15 protein-coding genes are annotated in these 17,234 nt (G+C 69.7%); 7 read left to right on the top strand and 8 right to left on the bottom strand.

Annotation, left to right across the window (positions count from 1 at the left end; translation table 11 throughout):
- The first annotated feature begins 65 nt into the window (after window positions 1–65).
- A complete protein-coding gene (locus tag LC438_RS02080) occupies window positions 66–833 on the top strand; it encodes an IclR family transcriptional regulator (protein ID WP_105676250.1) in 768 nt (255 codons plus the stop codon).
- A gap of 595 nt (window positions 834–1,428) precedes the next feature.
- Here the strand turns inward: LC438_RS02080 and aceE are convergent.
- Window positions 1,429–4,125, bottom strand: coding sequence for a pyruvate dehydrogenase (acetyl-transferring), homodimeric type (gene aceE / locus LC438_RS02075; RefSeq protein WP_223585686.1), 2,697 nt, complete (start codon window positions 4,123–4,125; stop codon window positions 1,429–1,431).
- Between the two features lie 56 nt (window positions 4,126–4,181).
- Here aceE and LC438_RS02070 point away from each other — a divergent pair, with 56 nt between their 5' ends.
- Window positions 4,182–4,931: an SDR family oxidoreductase gene (locus LC438_RS02070; RefSeq protein WP_223585685.1), complete on the top strand. Its 750-nt coding sequence runs from the start codon at window positions 4,182–4,184 to the stop codon at window positions 4,929–4,931.
- 282 nt (window positions 4,932–5,213) lie between these two features.
- On the opposite strand, the gene LC438_RS02065 is transcribed toward LC438_RS02070, so the two are convergent.
- The 7 genes from LC438_RS02065 to coaBC form a co-directional block, all read right to left on the bottom strand.
- Window positions 5,214–6,716, bottom strand: a complete 1,503-nt coding sequence (locus tag LC438_RS02065) for a nucleobase:cation symporter-2 family protein (protein WP_223585684.1) — start codon at window positions 6,714–6,716, stop codon at window positions 5,214–5,216.
- A 208-nt stretch (window positions 6,717–6,924) separates the two neighbouring features.
- Entirely contained in the window at window positions 6,925–7,818 is an 894-nt protein-coding gene (gene pucL / locus LC438_RS02060; RefSeq protein WP_223585683.1) for a factor-independent urate hydroxylase, read from the bottom strand.
- 7 nt (window positions 7,819–7,825) lie between these two features.
- The gene (uraH, locus tag LC438_RS02055) at window positions 7,826–8,167 is read right to left on the bottom strand and encodes a hydroxyisourate hydrolase (RefSeq protein WP_105676242.1); all 342 of its coding nucleotides are present in this window, start codon (window positions 8,165–8,167) and stop codon (window positions 7,826–7,828) included.
- Window positions 8,164–8,667, bottom strand: a complete 504-nt coding sequence (gene uraD / locus LC438_RS02050; RefSeq protein WP_105676241.1) for a 2-oxo-4-hydroxy-4-carboxy-5-ureidoimidazoline decarboxylase — start codon at window positions 8,665–8,667, stop codon at window positions 8,164–8,166. Before uraD ends, uraH begins: the two co-directional genes overlap by 4 nt.
- Window positions 8,668–8,898: 231 nt before the next feature.
- Window positions 8,899–9,366, bottom strand: coding sequence for a thioredoxin-dependent thiol peroxidase (gene bcp / locus LC438_RS02045; protein ID WP_223585682.1), 468 nt, complete (start codon window positions 9,364–9,366; stop codon window positions 8,899–8,901).
- A gap of 89 nt (window positions 9,367–9,455) precedes the next feature.
- Window positions 9,456–10,322 (bottom strand): CoA ester lyase, encoded by an 867-nt coding sequence (locus LC438_RS02040; protein WP_105676237.1) that lies wholly within the window; start codon window positions 10,320–10,322, stop codon window positions 9,456–9,458.
- Window positions 10,323–10,367: 45 nt separating this feature from the next.
- Complete coding sequence (gene coaBC, locus LC438_RS02035; RefSeq protein WP_223585681.1) at window positions 10,368–11,597, bottom strand: bifunctional phosphopantothenoylcysteine decarboxylase/phosphopantothenate--cysteine ligase CoaBC; 1,230 nt, start codon at window positions 11,595–11,597, stop codon at window positions 10,368–10,370.
- Between the two features lie 158 nt (window positions 11,598–11,755).
- Between coaBC and LC438_RS02030 the strand changes: the two genes are divergently transcribed.
- The 5 genes from LC438_RS02030 to LC438_RS02010 are packed head-to-tail and all read left to right on the top strand — an operon-like array spanning window position 11,756 to window position 17,083.
- Window positions 11,756–13,225 carry a xanthine dehydrogenase small subunit gene (locus LC438_RS02030; RefSeq protein ID WP_223585680.1) on the top strand — a complete coding sequence of 490 codons (1,470 nt, stop codon included), beginning with the start codon at window positions 11,756–11,758 and terminating at the stop codon, window positions 13,223–13,225.
- Complete coding sequence (gene xdhB / locus LC438_RS02025) at window positions 13,222–15,573, top strand: xanthine dehydrogenase molybdopterin binding subunit (protein ID WP_223585679.1); 2,352 nt, start codon at window positions 13,222–13,224, stop codon at window positions 15,571–15,573. Before LC438_RS02030 ends, xdhB begins: the two co-directional genes overlap by 4 nt.
- Before the next feature lie 8 nt (window positions 15,574–15,581).
- On the top strand, window positions 15,582–16,412 hold the full coding sequence (xdhC, locus tag LC438_RS02020; protein ID WP_223585678.1) for a xanthine dehydrogenase accessory protein XdhC: 831 nt from the start codon (window positions 15,582–15,584) through the stop codon (window positions 16,410–16,412).
- Between the two features lie 45 nt (window positions 16,413–16,457).
- Entirely contained in the window at window positions 16,458–16,697 is a 240-nt protein-coding gene (locus tag LC438_RS02015; protein WP_223585677.1) for a type II toxin-antitoxin system Phd/YefM family antitoxin, read from the top strand.
- A complete protein-coding gene (locus tag LC438_RS02010) occupies window positions 16,697–17,083 on the top strand; it encodes a type II toxin-antitoxin system VapC family toxin (RefSeq protein WP_223585676.1) in 387 nt (128 codons plus the stop codon). The genes LC438_RS02015 and LC438_RS02010 overlap by 1 nt, the downstream gene beginning before the upstream one ends.
- Window positions 17,084–17,234: the final 151 nt, after the last annotated feature.

Genomic DNA, 17,234 nt, shown 5'->3' with positions numbered 1-17,234 from the left:
TCGAGACGAGATTTTCGACACGGGGCTCTCGCATGATGGAATGATCGCGACACTGGGAGGTTTCAATGGCTGAGAGCAAGACCCCGAAGAGCGCCGGATCCGGAGTGCAGTCGGTCGAGCGCGTCTTCGAGCTCCTGGAACTCGTGACGGATGCCGGTGGTGATGTCACGCTGAGCGAGCTCGCGGCATCCACCGATCTCCCCCTCCCGACGATCCACCGCCTGCTGCGCACGCTCGTGTCGCTGGGCTACGCGCGGCAGCTGCCGAACCGACGCTATGCGCTCGGCCCGAGGCTGATCCGCATCGGCGAGGGAGCGCAGCGTCAGTTCGGCGCCCTCGCCCGCCCCCAGCTCAAGGGCCTGGTCGACGCGCTCGGCGAGAGCGCCAACATGGCGGTGCTCGACGGCGACATGGTCGTCTACGTGGCGCAGGTGCCGTCGCTGCACTCCATGCGCATGTTCACCGAGGTCGGCCGCCGCGCGCACCTGCACGACACCGGCGTGGGCAAGGCGATCCTCGCGCAGCTCCCGAACGACACCGTGCGCGGCATCGTCAGCAGGGCCGGGATGCCGACCCCCACGGAGCACAGCATCGGCACGGTCGAGGACCTGCTGGCCGAGCTCGACGTGATCCGCGAGCGCGGCTACGCGATCGACGACCAGGAGCAGGAGATCGGCGTGCGCTGCTTCTCGATGGCGGTGCCGGATGCTCCGACCCCGACCGCCGTGTCGGTCTCGGGCCCGATCTCGCGCGTCGACGAGGCCTTCGGCGGACGCGCCGTGCCGCTGCTGCGTCGCGCGGCCGAGGCGATCGTCGCCGAGCTCAACGACTGAGCCCCGACCGACACTCGCGGCCTCGCGCTGCACTCCCCTGCGCGACACCGCACCGGCATCCACCAGCTCCGATGCCTTCGCACGCTCGGGCTGAGAACGCACGCTCGGGCTGAGAACGTACGCTCGGGCTGCCCCCGCACGCTTGGGCTGAGAACGCACGCTCGGGCTGAGAACGCACGCTCGGGCTGACGAATCCGCGAAGATCCTCAGCCCGAACGTGCTTTCTCCTCCCGAACGCGCGCGCCGGCTACTCCGCACCGGGGACACTCGCACCGACGTGCGCCCGAAACTAGCCCCGCACGCCCGGACTCACCCCGCACGCCCGGACTCACCCGCACGCCCGGACTCACCCGCACGCTCGGGCTGAGAACGCACGCCCGGGCTGACGAATCCGCGAAGACCCTCAGCCCGAACGCGCTTTCTCCTCCCGAAGCGGCGACAACCACTCCGCACCGGCATCCACTCGCGCCGACACAAGCCCGAACTGACCCGCACGCCCGGGCTGAGAACGCACGCCCGGGCTGACGAATCCGCGAAGATCCTCAGCCCGAACGTGCTTTCTCCTCCCGAGGCGGCGACGACCCGCGCGCGCCGGCTACTCCGCGTCGGAGCCGCTCGTGCCGGCGTTCACGTCGAGGAGGCGGTACTTCTCCGCCGCCTGGGCCGGGGCCGCGGCATCCACTTCTCCGCGCTTCGCGAGCAGCTGCAGGGTCCGCACGACGATCGACGGACCGTCGATCTTGAAGAAGCGCCGCGCGGCGGCCCTGGTGTCGGAGAAGCCGAAGCCGTCGGCGCCGAGCGTCGCCCAGTCGTTCTTCACGAACTGGCGCACCTGGTCTGGCAGGTCCTTGGCGTAGTCGCTCACGGCGACGATCGGCCCCTCCGCCCCCGCCAGCTGCGAGACGAGGAACGGCGTGCGCGCGCCACGTCCGAGGAACTCGTCCTCCTCGGCGGCGACCGCGTCACGGCGCAGCTCTGTCCACGAGGTGACCGACCAGACGTCGGCCTGCACGCCCCAGTCGTCGCGCAGCAGCTGCTGCGCCTCGAGCGCCCAGGTCGCTCCGATGCCGGAGGCGAGCAGGTGCGTCTGCGGGTTCTCGACGGCGGAGATGCGGTGGATGCCGCCGAGGATGCCGTCCACGTCGACACCCTCGGGCTCCGCCGGCTGCACGATCGGCTCGTTGTAGACCATGAGGTTGTAGATGCGGTTGCGGTCGGTCGAGTCCGGTCCGTACATGCGCTCGATGCCGGCGCGCATGATGTGCCCGATCTCGTAGCCGAACGCGGGGTCGTAGGTGACGACGGCCGGGTTCGTCGCCGCGAGTAGCGGGGAGTGCCCGTCCGCGTGCTGCAGGCCCTCGCCCGTCAGGGTCGTGCGCCCCGCCGTGGCCGAGATGAGGAAGCCGCGGGCCATCTGGTCGGCCGCCGCCCACAGCGAGTCGCCGGTGCGCTGGAACCCGAACATCGAGTAGAAGACGTACACGGGGATCAGCGGCACGCCGTGCGTGGCGTACGAGGTTCCCGCTGCCGTGAACGCGGCGATGGACCCGGCCTCGTTGATGCCGACGTGCACGATCTGCCCGCTCGTCGACTCCTTGTACGACAGCACGATGTCACGGTCGACGGCGAGGTAGTTCTGACCGTTCGGGTTGTAGATCTTCGCGGTGGGGAAGAACGCGTCCATGCCGAAGGTGCGGGCCTCGTCGGGGATGATCGGGACGATCCTCTTGCCGAACTCCGGGTCGCGCATGAGGTCCTTCAGCACCCGGACGAACGCCATCGTCGTCGCGGCCTGCTGCTTGCCGGAGCCGCGCGCCGCGACCTCGTACGCCTTGGCATCGGGCAGCGTGATCTGACCCGAAGCGTTCGGCCGGCGCTCCGGCACGAAGCCGCCGAGCGCGCGACGGCGCTCGTGCAGGTACGCGATCTCGGGAGCATCCGCACCAGGGTGGTAGTACGGCGGCTGGTACGGGTCGGCCTCGAGCTGAGCATCCGTGATCGGCACCCGCAGGTGGTCGCGGAAGTCCTTGAGGTCCTGCAGCGTGAGCTTCTTCATCTGGTGCGTCGCGTTGCGCGCCTCGAAGCGCTGCCCGAGGCCGTAGCCCTTGACGGTCTTCACGAGGATGACGGTGGGCTTGCCGTTGCGCTGCATCGACTGCTCGTAGGCCGCGTAGACCTTGCGGTAGTCGTGGCCGCCGCGCTTGAGGCCCCAGATCTGGTCGTCGGTCAGCCCGTCGACGAGGGCGCGGGTGCGCTCGTCGCGGCCGAAGAAGTTCTCGCGGATGAACCCGCCCGACTCGGCCTTGTAGGTCTGGTAGTCGCCGTCGACCGTGGTGTTCATGATGTCGACCAGGGCGCCGTCGGCATCCGCTTCGAGCAGGCCGTCCCACTCGCGACCCCAGATGACCTTGATGACGTTCCATCCGGCGCCGCGGAAGAAGCCCTCGAGCTCCTGGATGATCTTGCCGTTGCCGCGCACGGGGCCGTCGAGCCGCTGCAGGTTGCAGTTGACGACGAAGGTGAGGTTGTCGAGGCCGTCGTTCGCCGCGAGCTGCAGCAGCCCTCGCGACTCGGGCTCGTCCATCTCGCCGTCGCCGAGGAAGGCCCACACGTGCTGGTCGCTCGTGTCCTTGAGGCCGCGCCCGTGCAGGTAGCGGTTCGACTGCGCCTGGTAGATCGCGTTCATCGGGCCGATGCCCATCGACACCGTCGGGAACTCCCAGAACTCCGGCATGAGCCGGGGGTGCGGGTAGGACGAGAGCGCGTGACCCTCGCGCGACTTCTCCTGGCGGAATCCGTCGAGGTCTTCCTCGCTGAGGCGGCCCTCCATGAAGGCGCGGGCGTACATGCCGGGAGAGGCGTGGCCCTGGAAGTAGATCTGGTCGCCGCCGCCGGGGTGGTCCTTGCCGCGGAAGAAGTGGTTGAAGCCGACCTCGTACAGGGTGGCGGCGCCCGCGTAGGTGGAGATGTGGCCGCCGACGCCGATGCCAGGGCGCTGCGCGCGGTGCACCATGACGGCGGCGTTCCAGCGCATCCAGGCACGGTAGCGGCGCTCGAGCTCCTCGTCGCCGGGGTACTCGGGTTCGTCGGCGACGGAGATCGTGTTGATGTAGTCGGTGGTCGCGATCGGCTCGGAGCGGATGCCGGCGCGATCGACCAGCGTGCGGACGATCTGCTCGCCGCGGTCGGTGCCGCGCTCGGCGATCAGGGCGTCCAGGGATTCGAGCCACTCCGCGGTCTCCTCGGGGTCGAGGTCGGCGGGGAGGGCGGCGGAGGCGCGATTGTCGGTCACGATTCGGCCTTTCTTGTTAGATGGGTCATGCGTCGAGTTCAGGAGAGGAGTCAGCGATGAGCGAGGGACGGATCGCCGTGGTCACAGGCGCGGGGTCGGGGATCGGACGGGCGGTCGCACGCGCGATGCTCGAGGACGGCTTCTGCGTGGCGCTGGCCGGGAGACGGGAGGAGGCGCTGCGGGAGACCGCGGACGGGCATGCGGATGCTCTCGTCGTGCCGACGGACGTCACCGTGGAGTCCGAGGTCGAGGCTCTCTTCGACCGCGTGGTCGCGGAGTGGGGACGCGTCGACGTGCTGTTCAACAACGCCGGGGCGTTCGGGCCGACGGCATCCGCGGCGGAGATCTCCCCGGCCGACTGGCGGCGCACCCTCGACGTCAACCTGACGGGCTCGCTGCTGTGCGCCGGCGCGGCCATGCGGGCGATGATCGCGCAGCGGCCGTCGGGCGGCCGCATCATCAACAACGGCTCGATCTCCGCTCAGGTGCCGCGGCCGCTGTCGGTCGCGTACACGGTGAGCAAGCACGCGATCACGGGGCTCACCCGGTCGATCGACCTGGACGGGCGCCCGCACGGGATCTCGGCGGGGCAGATCGACATCGGCAACGCCCGGACGTCGATCATGTCGGAGATCGGCGTGGGCGACGGCGCCCTGCAGGCCGACGGCTCGCGTCGGGTGGAGCCGACCTTCGACGTCGCGGATGCCGCGCGGGCCGTGCTCTTCATGGCGCAGCTGCCGGCGGAGGCGAACGTCGCGAGCCTCACGGTCGCGGCATCCGGCATGCCCTACGGGGGCCGCGGCTGAGAGGAGCGCGGGGGTCCTGTTCATCTCGGGACCTCCTCGTCCTCTCGCCGGTGTCGGCATCGGGTGGCTGCGGGGTTCGGGGTGAGCCCGGTGCGTCATCGAACGAGCTCACCCCCGATGCGCCGGCATCGGATCCGGTGCACCCCCGAGTACATACATTCCGTATTATGGAATAATACTTTCAGTATGTGTAACTAGTGTGTCGATCAGAGGCGCTCTTGTCAAGGTTCTGCGGGGTCCGTTCGCCCCGTCGGGCCGAGCGGACCCCGCAGGGAAGCCGCATCAGTGACCGGAGCCCCCGGGCTCCTCGTCGACGACCGTGATCGGCGTGCCCTTCGCGTCGATGAGCTTGCCGCCCTCGTAGCGGTCGCCCTCGCGGAGCACCCGGATGACGTCGGTCTTCACGGCCCTGACGGGGCTCGCGGCGAAGACCGACGGGTTGTCGGGAGTGCCCTTCGAGAAGTGGTTGAACACGAGGTTCAGCAGGATCGCCATGATCGCCGCCGAGCTGATGCCCGATCCGAAGATGACCTGGAACCACGTCGGGAAGTTCGAGTAGATGTCGTGGTTGACCTCGGGCAGCACACCGAACGACAGCGACGCCGCCACGATGATGAGGTTCATGTTGCCGTCGTACTTGACCTTCGAGAGCGTCCGGATGCCGGATGCCGTCACGGTGCCGAAGAGCACCAGGCCGGCGCCGCCGAGGACGGCGGTGGGCACGGCGGCCACGATGCGTCCGAGCACCGGCAGCAGGCCGAGGATGATGAGGATGACGCCGCCGGCAGCCACCGCATAGCGGCTCTTGATCTTCGTGACCGCGACCAGGCCGACGTTCTGCGCGAAGGCGCTCTGGGTGAAGGAGTTGAAGATCGGCGAGATGGCGCTGGACGCCATATCGGCGCGGAGACCGGCGGCGATGCGCTTGCGATCGACCTTCGAGCCGGTGATCTCGGCCACGGCGATGATGTCGGCGGTGGTCTCGGTGAGGATCACCAGGACGACGATGGTCATGGAGACGATCGCGGCGAGATCGAACGTCGGGACGCCGAACGCGAACGGGGTCGGGAAGGCGAAGATCGGCCCCTCGAACACCTTCGAGAAGTCGGCCTTGCCGATGAGGGCCGCGAACACGGTGCCGATCACCATCGCGAGGAGGATCGACAGGCGCGAGATCGTCGAGTTGCCGAGCTTGCTCAGCAGCATGATGACGAGCAGTGTGAACCCGGCGATGCCGACGAACACCGGATCGGCGTAGTTGTCGGCCTCGGGGTTGGCGCCGGTGATCCAGCGCGCCGCCACGGGGACGAGCGAGAGGCCGATCATCGTGATCACGGTTCCGGTGACGACCGGCGGGAAGAACCGCACGATCTGCGCGAAGAACGGCGCGATCACGAGGCCGATCAGCGAGGCGACGATGACGGCGCCGAACACGGCCGGCAGCCCGCCTCCCTGGTTCACGATCGCGAGCATCGTCGCGACGCCCGCGAACGAGACGCCCTGCACCAGCGGGAGCTGCGAGCCGAAGAAGGGGATGCCGAGGGTCTGCAGGAGCGTCGCGAGACCGCCCATGAAGAGGCAGGCGGCGACGAGCACACCGACCTCGGTGGGGGTCAGGCCTGCAGCCGCGCCGATGATGAGCGGCGGCGCGATGATGCCGCCGTACATGGTGAGGACGTGCTGGAGCCCGAACGTGAAGGCGGTGCCGAGACCGAGGCGCTCGTCCTCCGGTCGGTCCGACTCGGTCGTGGTCTTGGTCTTGCTGGTACTGCGTGCAGCGAACATCTGGTGGACCTCCTTGTCCGGGACCCGCTCTTCGGGGTGGGCATGATGGGCGTGATGGGCATGACGAATGATGCTCGCTCGGGGGAGCGGGCATGGCGAGGGTCGGGGGCGGGCCCGGTGCGTCGGGAAACGGACCCGCCCTCGGCGCCGGACGATCATCCGGCGCAGTGTTCAGGGCGAGGAGCGGAGCGGCTCCCCGCCCTGACGATCAGCAGAAGCCGGCGATGCCGCTCCAGGACCAGTGGTCGGTGTCCGCTCCGTCGCGCAGGAACGACGCCTCGATGAGGCCGTAGGGACGGTCGGCGGCGAAGAAGACCTCGTTGGGGTTCTCCAGGCCGAACGGCGACAGGTCGACGACGAAGTGGTGCTTGTTCGGGGTGGAGAAGCGGATCTCGTCGATCTCGGGGTGCGCCTCGAGAACGGCCTCCGCCATCTCCTTCAGCGTGTGCTGCAGCGCGTACGAGTAGTTGCGCGAGAAGCCGGCGAGGAGCAGTCGGCGGACGTCCGCGAAGGTCTCGTTGAAGTCGAGATCGTTGCGGTTGTAGCGCCACTTGGCCGTGACCGAGGTGGCGAGGATGCGGTCCTCGGTCTCGGGCAGCGTCGTGTACTTGTCGCGCGGGTAGCCGACGAAGCCGCTCTGGGTGGACTTGAGTACCGTGAGGTCCTGCAGACCGGCGATGACGACCGTGTCGTCGCCGTCGATCTGCACGACGGCGGTGCGGGTCTCGGTGCCCGCACGCACGAAGGCGTGGTCGTGGGGGCCGTCATCTCCCTCGATGCGGGCCCAGGTGTACTGCTCGGCAGCCCAGCGGCCGCCGGTGACCCAGTCGAACTCGCCCGTGAAGTGGCGGCCCAGACGGAGCAGGAACTCCTCGGGGCTGCCGATGCCGTCCTTGGCGAACGCGTACACCGTGTTCTTCTGCGTGTCGGTGGCGACGCAGTGTGCGTTGTCGCCCTCGAAGTGCACCGCCTCGAAGTCGCCGCGCAGCTGCGAGGTGACGTTCAGGTCTTCGATCTCGTGGCGAGCGGTGTCGCGCGTGATGCGGACGACGCGGTTCTCGGCCTTGCCGTACTGGTTCTTGCCCAGAATGATCTCGGTCATTTTCTACTCAGCTTCCTCGGTAAGTGGAATAGGCGAACGGGCTCAGCAGAAGCGGCACGTGGTAGTGCGCCTGCTCAGAGTCGACCAGGAAGGTCAACACCACCTCCGGGAAGAAGGTGTCCGTGTCGATGCCGGCGAAGTAGGCCGCGGTGTCGAACCGGAGGCGGTAGGCACCGCTCTCCAGCCGCTCCGGGCCGAGCGCTTTCACCCGCCCGTCGGCATCGGTGAGGCCCGTACCGATCCCCGACCATCCGTCGCCGACTCGGGCCTCGAGTACGACGGCGACGCCGGGCGCGGGGCGCCCGATCGATGTGTCCAGGATGTGGGTGGTCACGTGAGAGACGCTCATGCGCGCGCTCCTTCTGTCTCGATGGCGCCGGCGAGCCGGAGCGCGGCGATCTCGCGCAGCTGCTGGTCGATGACGACCAGCTCCTGCGCGGGGGTGTTGCCCAGGCGCTCCTGCAGCAGGGCGAGGATGTCGTCGGCCGTGCGACCGGCCGCGCGGACCAGGTACACCCGGTCGAACTTCGCCTCGTAGGCCCTGTTGCCTGCGGCGAGGGCGTCGGCAGCGCCGGCGTCGACGCCCGCCTGCTCGCTGCGGGCGTGCGCCGCTTCGGCGCTGTCGCCCTGAGCGCGCTCCCCGATACGGGGGTGGTGCGCCAGTGCGGCGTCGAGCTCTCCCTCGGAGAGGGGCGCGGCGACCGCCATCGCGGCATCCGTGAGCGCCTCGACCGAGGCGTAGGGGCGGCCGTCGACGATCGCGTCGTACCAGCGGGGAATGTCCAGTGCAGGCTTCGCGATGCTCAGAGCGTCATCGCGGGTGCTGGAGTTGAACTCCTCGAGCAACATCTTTGATCCTCAAGCACATACTGGCATCCGGCGCGTAAGACTATACGGAATCTCCCCTGTCGAGGAGCCTTGCTCTTTCCGTATGCCGGAACTGTTATTTCAGCATGTGTAAACAGTATGAGCAGGATGGTCGACGGTGTCAACCCTCTCCGCCTACTTTCCCAGATTTCGGCGCGGTGCGACACGACGAAGCGGCGGGACGCATCGCGCCCCGCCGCTTCGATCAGACGGTCAGACCCCGAGCTCGGCGCGCAGGCGGGCGACGTGGCCGTCGGCATCCACGCCGTACTCGGCGCGCTGCACGACGCCGTCGCCGTCGAGCACGAAGGTCGAGCGGATGACGCCGTCGAACGTGCGGTCACCCACGGTCTTCTGCCCCCAGACGCCCCACGCCTTCGCCACGGAGGCGTCGGAGTCGGCCAGCAGCGGGAAGGTGAGCGCTTCGGCATCCGCGAAGGCGCGGATCTCGTCGACGCTGTCGGGCGAGACGCCGATCACGGCGTAGCCCGCGGCGTTCAGCGACGACAGGCTGTCGCGGAAGTCGCACGCCTCGGTCGTGCATCCCGGCGTCGCGGCCTTCGGGTAGAAGTAGACGACGACGTTGCGGCCGGCGTAGTCGGCGAGCGACGTGTTCCTGCCATCGGCGTCGGCGAGGGTGAACGCGGGGGCGGTGTCCCCCGGGGCGAGGGTGTCGGTCATGATCTCTCCTTGTGTGTCCGGTCTGGGGTGAGGATGCGGTGCACATCCGGTCGTCGAGCGAGGAGCGCCGCGATGAGACGAGGCGCGCCTCAGCGCACCACGATGTGGACCTCGAACGCCTCGGCGAGCTGCATGATCTTGCGGGCCCTGCCCAGGCGAGGCAGATCGCTGCCGTCGCGGACGATCCGGCCCCTGGCCTCGAAGTCCTCGAGGAACTCGAACGCCCACTCGACGTCGGTGCGGGTCGGGCTGATGACCTCGTTGACGACGGGCGTCTGATCGGGCGACAGGCACAGCTTGCCCGTCATCCCCATCGAGACCGTGATCGCCGACTGCTCACGCAGGAGCGGATGACTGGAGCCGACGGTCGGCCCGTCGATCGGACCGGGGAGGCCGGCCGCGCGACTGGAGATCACGAGACGCGCGCGGGGGTACGCCATGGCCTCCCGGTCGGCGGACATCCCGGTGTCGCGGCGGAAGTCTCCGCTGCCGAAGGCGAGACGGAACGCGCCCTTGGCGCGGGCGATCTCGGTCGCGTTCTCGATGCCGATCGCGGACTCCACGAGCGCGACCACCGGCACCTTCGCGCCGAGGCGGTTGTAGGTGTCCATGACCTGCCCGCCGAACTCGGTCTTGGCCAGCATCACGCCGCGCAGGCCGGGGGCGGCGCGCAGCGCCTCGATGTCGGCGGCCCAGTGCTCGCTCGTGGCGTCGTTGATGCGCACCCACGCGCTGCCGCCGGAACTCAGCCAGTCCACGACATCCTGACGCGCGGAGTCCTTGTGACTCGCGTCGACGGCATCCTCGACGTCGAGCACGACGGCGTCGGCGTGCGACGCGGCGGCTTCGTCGAAGGTCTCCGGACGGGTGGCCGCGACGAGCAGCCAGGAGCGGGCGAGCTCAGGCGCGACCTCGCGCGCGGTCACCGGCGCCAGCGGAGCCAGAGGAGCGTTCATGATTCTTTCCGTTCTGTGAAAATCACTTTCTACATTCCGAAAAGTCTAAACCGAGGTGCGCCCGGCCGTCCAGAGGGGTCGCAGCGCGTCGAGGACGACAGCGGCGACCGCGCGCTTGGAGCCGGATGCCGTCGCCGTCACGAGACCGTCGCGCCCGAGCACCATCACCTCGTTCTCGCCCGCCTCGAAGCCGCGCTCCCAGCCCACCTCGTTCACGACCAGCAGATCGACGCCCTTGCGCTGCCGTTTGCGCCGAGCCCGGGCGAGCAGCTCCTCCTCGTCGCCTGCGGTCTCCGGCGTCTCCGCCGCGAAGCCGACGATCACCTGCCCCTCCCGACGTGCGCGCACCAGCCCGGCCACGATGTCCTCGTTCTCCACGAGCTCGATCACCGGGATCCCGCCCGACTCCTTGGTCAGCTTGCGATGCGCCACCTCGACGGGCCGATAGTCGGCGACGGCCGCCGCCATCACCATCGCGTCGGCGGTCTCCGCGGCATCCGCCATCGCCAGAGCCAGCTCGGACGCGGTGCCCGCCTGTCGGATGCGGATCGACGGATGCCGCGCCCCGGCCAGCACGTCGCCGGCGATGTTCGCCGCGATGAGCGTCACCTCCGCGCCGCGGGCCGCGGCCTCTGCGGCGAGCGCGACGCCCTGCCGTCCGCTGGAGCGGTTGCCCAGGTAGCGCACGGGGTCGATGGGCTCCCGAGTGCCGCCGGCCGAGATCGCGATCCGCAGACCGGCGAGGTCCTTCGGGGCGAGCAGCGCGAGCGCGGCATCCGCGATGTCCTCGGGCTCGACCATCCGCCCCGGCCCGCTGTCGCCGCCGGCGAGCTCGCCCACGGCCGGGCCGAGGATGCGCACGCCCCGATGCTGCAGGGTCTCGATGTTCGCCTGGGTCGAGGGATGCCGCCACATCTCCGCGTGCATCGCGGGGGCGATGAGCACCGGCGCCTCGGTGGCGAGCAGCGTCGTGCCGAGGAGGTTGTCGGCGATGCCCGCGGTCATCTTCGCGATCGTGTTCGCCGTCGCGGGCGCCACGACGATGAGATCGGCGCCCTGCCCGAGCGCGACGTGCCGCACCCTGGCGACGTCGTCGTGCACGCTGGTGGTCACCGGGTTGCGGCTGATCGCCTCCCAGGTGGGCAGTCCGACGAAGCGCAGCGCGTCCTCCGTGGGGACGACCGTCACCTCGTGTCCGGCCTTGATCAGCAGCCTGACGAGCTGCACGGACTTGTACGCGGCGATTCCGCCAGTGACCCCGACGACGATGTTCACGCTCTCGATTCTGCCTCAGCAGCCGCGCGCGCGGGTCGCCTTGACCACCTCCGACCGTGGTCATAGGCTTTCAGAACCCCGAATGCTACTTTCAGAACTCAGAAACACAGTTCCGCATCTCGGAATGTTTACCCGCCCTCGACGAAGAGGAGACGCCCATGAGCGATTCCGCCGTGACCGTGAACGGGGTGCGCCGCGCCCTCTCCGAGACCGCGACGCACACGACGGCCCTGGACTGGCTGCGCGGAGGCGGCCTCTCCGGCAGCAAGGAGGGCTGCGCCGAGGGCGAGTGCGGCGCCTGCGCCATGCTCCTCGCGACGCCGTCGCCTGACGGCGGCACCGCGTGGACGCCGGTGAACGCCTGCCTCGTCCCCGTCTACGCCCTCGACGGGCAGGAGATCGTGACGGCCGAGGGCCTCGGAGACCCCGAGCGCCTGCACCCTGTGCAGGAGAAGCTCGCCGAGGCCGGCGGCTCGCAGTGCGGCTACTGCACCCCCGGTTTCGCGTGCAGCATGGCCGGCGAGTACTACCGCGCGGATCGCGCCGCTCCAGAAGAGGAGTGCCCCGTCCACGACGCCGAGCACGGCCCCAACGGCTTCGACCTGCACGCGCTCAGCGGCAACCTGTGCCGCTGCACCGGCTACCGCCCCATCCGCGACGCCGCGTACGCCCTCGGCGCACCCGAGAGCGACGACCCCCTCCAGCAGCGCCTCGCACAGCCCGCGCCCGCCGCCGTCGCCACCGACGTCGAGGTCGGCGGATCGCGCTTCGTGCGACCGGCATCCCTCGGCGACACCCTGGGGATGCTGCGTGACGAACCCGACGCGCTCCTCGTCGCCGGGTCGACCGACTGGGGCGTCGAGGTGAACATCCGCGGCCGCCGCGCCCCCTTCGTCGTCGCGATCGAACACCTCCCCGAGCTGCGCGGCCTCACCGTGACCGAGGAGCTGGTCGAGATCGGCGCCGCCCTCTCCCTCTCGGAGGTCGAGAAGGGCCTCGACGGCGCCGTGCCGCTGCTCGCCGAGCTGTTCCCCCAGTTCGCCTCCCGCCTGATCCGCAACCGCGGCACCTTCGGCGGCAACCTCGGCACCGGCTCCCCCATCGGCGACACTCCCCCTGCACTGCTCGCCCTGGGTGCCCGGCTCGTGCTCGCGAGCGCGGGGCCCGACGGAGACGTCGTGGAGCGCGAGGTCGAGCTGTCGGAGTACTTCACCGGGTACCGGCAGACCGTCCGCCAGCCCGGAGAGCTCATCAAGTCGGTGCGCATCCCGCTCCCGCTGGCGGGGGTCACCGCCTTCCACAAGATCGCCAAGCGCCGCTTCGACGACATCTCCAGCGTCGCCGTCGCCTTCGCCCTCGACATCGACGCCGGTGTCGTGACCGCCGCGAGGATCGGCCTCGGCGGCGTCGCCGCGACGCCGCTGCGCGCCACGGCCACGGAGGCCGCGCTGATCGGGCGGCCGTGGAACGTGGAGACCGTGCGCGCGGCCTCCGAGGTACTGGGCGCCGAGGGCACGCCGATGTCCGACCACCGCGCCAGCTCGGAGTACCGCTCGCTGATGCTCAACACCGCGCTGCTGAAGCTGTACAGCCGAACCGTCATCGAATCGAAGGAGGTGCCGGTATGAGCACGCTCGCCGACCGCCCCGAGAACCCCGTCGTCGGCCTGCGCGCCGCCCACGAGAGCGCCGCACTGCACGTCACCGGCGCCGCCATGTACACCGACGACGTCGCCGAGCACACCGCCGGGGTGCTCACCGCGTGGCCGGTGCAGTCCACGAACGCGCACGCGAAGGTCACGATCGACGTCTCCGGCGCCTACGAGGTGCCCGGCGTCGTGCGCGTGCTCACCGCCGACGACGTGCCGGGCCTCAACGACGCCGGCATCCGCAACGACGAGCCGCTGTTCCCCAGCGAGGCCATGTTCTACGGCCACGCGCTCGTGTGGGTGCTCGGCGAGACGCAGGAGGCCGCCCGCCTCGGCGCCGAGCGGGTGACGGTCGAGTACGAGCCGCTGCCCTCCGTCATCACGGTGCAGGACGCCCTCGACGCGCAGTCGTTCCAGGGCACGCCGCGCACCGTGCAGCGCGGAGACGCCGCCGCCGGCCTCGCGACCGCCGCGCACGTGTTCGAGGGGGTCACCGAGTTCGGCGGCCAGGAGCACTTCTACCTCGAGACGCACGCCTCCTTCGCGATCCGCGACTCGGAGGGGCAGTACTTCATCCAGTGCTCCACCCAGCATCCGTCCGAGACCCAGGAGCTCGTCTCGCACGTTCTCGGCATCCACTCCAACGAGGTCACCGTGCAGTGCCTGCGCATGGGCGGCGGCTTCGGCGGCAAGGAGATGCAGCCGCACGGCTTCGCGGCCATCGCGGCCCTCGGCGCGAAGCTCACCGGGCGCCCCGTCCGGCTGCGACTGAACCGCACGCAGGACATTACGATGACCGGCAAACGGCATCCGTTCCACATCGCCTGGAAGGTCGGCTTCGACGAGGAGGGGATGCTGCAGGCGCTGGACGCCGTGCTCACCTGCGACGGCGGATGGTCGATCGATCTCTCCGAGCCGGTGCTCGGTCGGGCACTGTGCCACATCGACAACGCCTACTGGATCCCGAACGTGCACGCCTACGGGCAGATCGCGAAGACCAACAAGACCTCGAACACCGCCTACCGCGGCTTCGGCGGACCTCAGGGCGTGTTCCTCATCGAGGACATCCTCGGTCGCGTCGCGCCGCAGCTCGGCATCGATCCGCTCGACCTGCGCCGGCGCAACTTCTACCGGCAGGGGCAGACCACCCCGTACGGGCAGGTCGTCAAGGACGCCGAGCGCATGTCGACGATCTGGGACCAGCTCTCCTCCGAGGCCGAGGTCGACGCGCGCCGAGCCGAGATCGCGCGGTTCAACGCGACGAGCCCGCACGCCAAGCGCGCGCTGTCGATGACGCCGATCAAGTTCGGCATCTCGTTCAACTTCGCCGCCTTCAACCAGGCGGGCGCCCTCGTGCACGTGTACAAGGACGGCTCGATCCTGATCAACCACGGCGGCACCGAGATGGGCCAGGGCCTGCACACCAAGATGCTGCAGGTCGCCGCCACCGCCCTCGGCGTCGAGCTGCACGCGGTGCGGCTCGCCCCCACGCGCACCGACAAGGTGCCGAACACCTCGGCGACGGCGGCATCGTCCGGCGCCGACCTCAACGGCGGTGCGGTGAAGAACGCATGCGAGCAGATCCGCGACCGGATGGCTGCGGTCGCCAGCCGCCTGCTCGGCGTCGACGAGCGCGATGTGCGCTTCGGCGGCGGGTACGTGACGGCGCTGGGCGCCCCGGTGAAGAAGGTGTCGTTCGCCGAGGTCGCCAAGGCCGCCTATCTGCAGCGCGTGCAGCTGTTCGCCGCCGGGTACTACCGCACCGAGGGTCTGCACTGGAATCCGGAGATCATGCAGGGCTCCCCGTTCAAGTACTTCGCCTACGGGGCGGCGGCGACAGAGGTCGAGGTCGACGCGTTCACCGGCGCGTACCGGGTGCGCCGGGTCGACATCGTGCACGACGTGGGCGACTCGCTCTCCCCCATGCTCGACATCGGACAGATCGAGGGCGCGTACGTGCAGGGCGTCGGCTGGCTGACCCTGGAGGAGCTGCGCTGGGACACCAGCGACGGCCCGCACCGCGGACGCCTGCAGACGCAGTCGGCATCGACGTACAAGCTGCCCAGCTTCTCGGAGATGCCGGAGCGGTTCCACGTGCGCCTGTTCGAGAACGCCCGCGAGGAGGGCGCCGTGTACGGGTCGAAGGCCGTGGGCGAGCCGCCGTTCATGCTCGCGTTCAGCGCCCGCGAGGCGCTCCGCGACGCCGTGGCCGCGTTCGGACCGGCGGGCCACTCGGTCGAGCTCGCGTCACCCGCGACACCGGAAGCGGTGTTCTGGGCGGTGCGCACGGCGCAACAGGCGGCGCAGCCCGCGCTCGCATCCGTCTGAGGATCCGGATGGACTGGCTCGACGCCCTGCAGGAGCTGCGTGCACGACGCAGCCCCGCGGTCGTCGTGACCCTGGCGGTCGTGCGAGGTCACGCCCCGCGCAACGGCGGGGCGAAGATGGTGGTCTCCCCGGATGCCGTCTTCGGCACGGTCGGCGGAGGCAACCTCGAGGAGACGGCGATCGATCGCGCCAGGGAGATGCTGGCCGCGGGCTCCGCCGAGCCCGAGCTGCTCACGCTGACCCTGAGCGACAAGACCGTGACCGAGTACGGCGTGCAGTGCTGCGGAGGAGAGGTCACCATGATGCTGGAGCCGATCAGGGTCGTCCCGACCGTCGCCGTCTTCGGCATCGGACATGTGGGGATCGAGCTCGCCCGCATCCTCGCCAGGCACGAGCTCGACCTGCACCTGATCGACTCGCGACCGGCGATGCTCGACGTCGCAAGGCTGGGCGACCCCGGCCGCAGCGGGGTGCTCGCCGATGCCGTGGCCCGGGTGCACATCACGCACGCCCCCGTGCCGGAGTCGGCGCTGGCCGCGCTGCCGGCGGGGGCTCACGTGCTCGTCATGACGCACGACCACGTCGAGGACCTGGCCGTGGTCGACATGGCGCTGCGCACCCCGGACCTCGGCTCGATCGGCCTGATCGGCTCGGCGTCGAAGTGGGCGCGATTCCGCAAGAGGCTCGGCGAGCTCGGGCAGACGGATGCCGATCTGGAGCGCGTCACCACGCCCATCGGCATCCCCGAGGTGGCGGGCAAGCAGCCGGCGGCGATCGCGGTCAGCGTCGCCGCACGGATGCTGCAGCTGATCGACGAGCAGGCGCGGCAGAGCGGATAGCTGCGGCCCTGGCTCGGACGCACTTAGCCCGACTAGACTAAGCCCATGGCGATCCAGGTGAACATGCACGAGGCGAAGAGTCAGCTCTCCGCGCTGGTCGAGCGCGTCCTCGCCGGCGAGCAGGTCACGATCGCGCGCGCGGGCAACCCGGTGATCGACCTCGTCATCCACCGGGAGGATCGCCCCGTCATCGGCGCCCTCAAGGGCACGTTCATCTACGACGCCGCCGCCTTCGACGACGCCGACGCCGAGATCCGCGAGATGTTCTACGGATCCGCCGACTGATGCTGCTCGACACCCACGCACTGCTCTGGCTCGCGACGGACGACGATCGACTCGGCCCGCACAGCCGCGCCCGCATCGCGGAGGCTCCCCGGGTGCACTACTCCGCCGTGTCCATCTCGGAGATCGTCATCAAGCACATGCTCGGCAGGATCGACCTTCCGGGCGGCGACCGATTCCCCGAGGTGTTCGCGCAGATGGGTCTCGTGGAGCTTCCTTTCACGTCCCGCCATGCGAACGCGCTGCGCGAGGAGCCGGAGCTGGCCCGCCACGACCCCTTCGACCGCTTCCTTCTCGCGCAGTCGTTCGCCGACGGGATGCCGCTGCTCACCGCCGACCACGTCCTCCTCGAGCTCGGGCGCACCTGGGTGCACGACGCCCGCGCATAGTCCGACGGGTCGGCGCCGTCTATCCACCATCCGGAATCCTGACTCCGCACTATGGACACTTCCCCGCGCCTGATCTAGAATCTCCTCAGGCCTAGGCGGGTTCTCACAACCATCTACCGGGCAACCAGCGGCGAAGACGCCGCGGATTGTG

Source organism: Microbacterium sp. OVT16B (genome assembly GCF_019969705.1).
Classification (GTDB): domain Bacteria; phylum Actinomycetota; class Actinomycetes; order Actinomycetales; family Microbacteriaceae; genus Microbacterium; species Microbacterium natoriense.
Note: the sequence above shows the minus strand (reverse complement) of the source record. Positions and strands in the feature narration are given on the sequence as shown.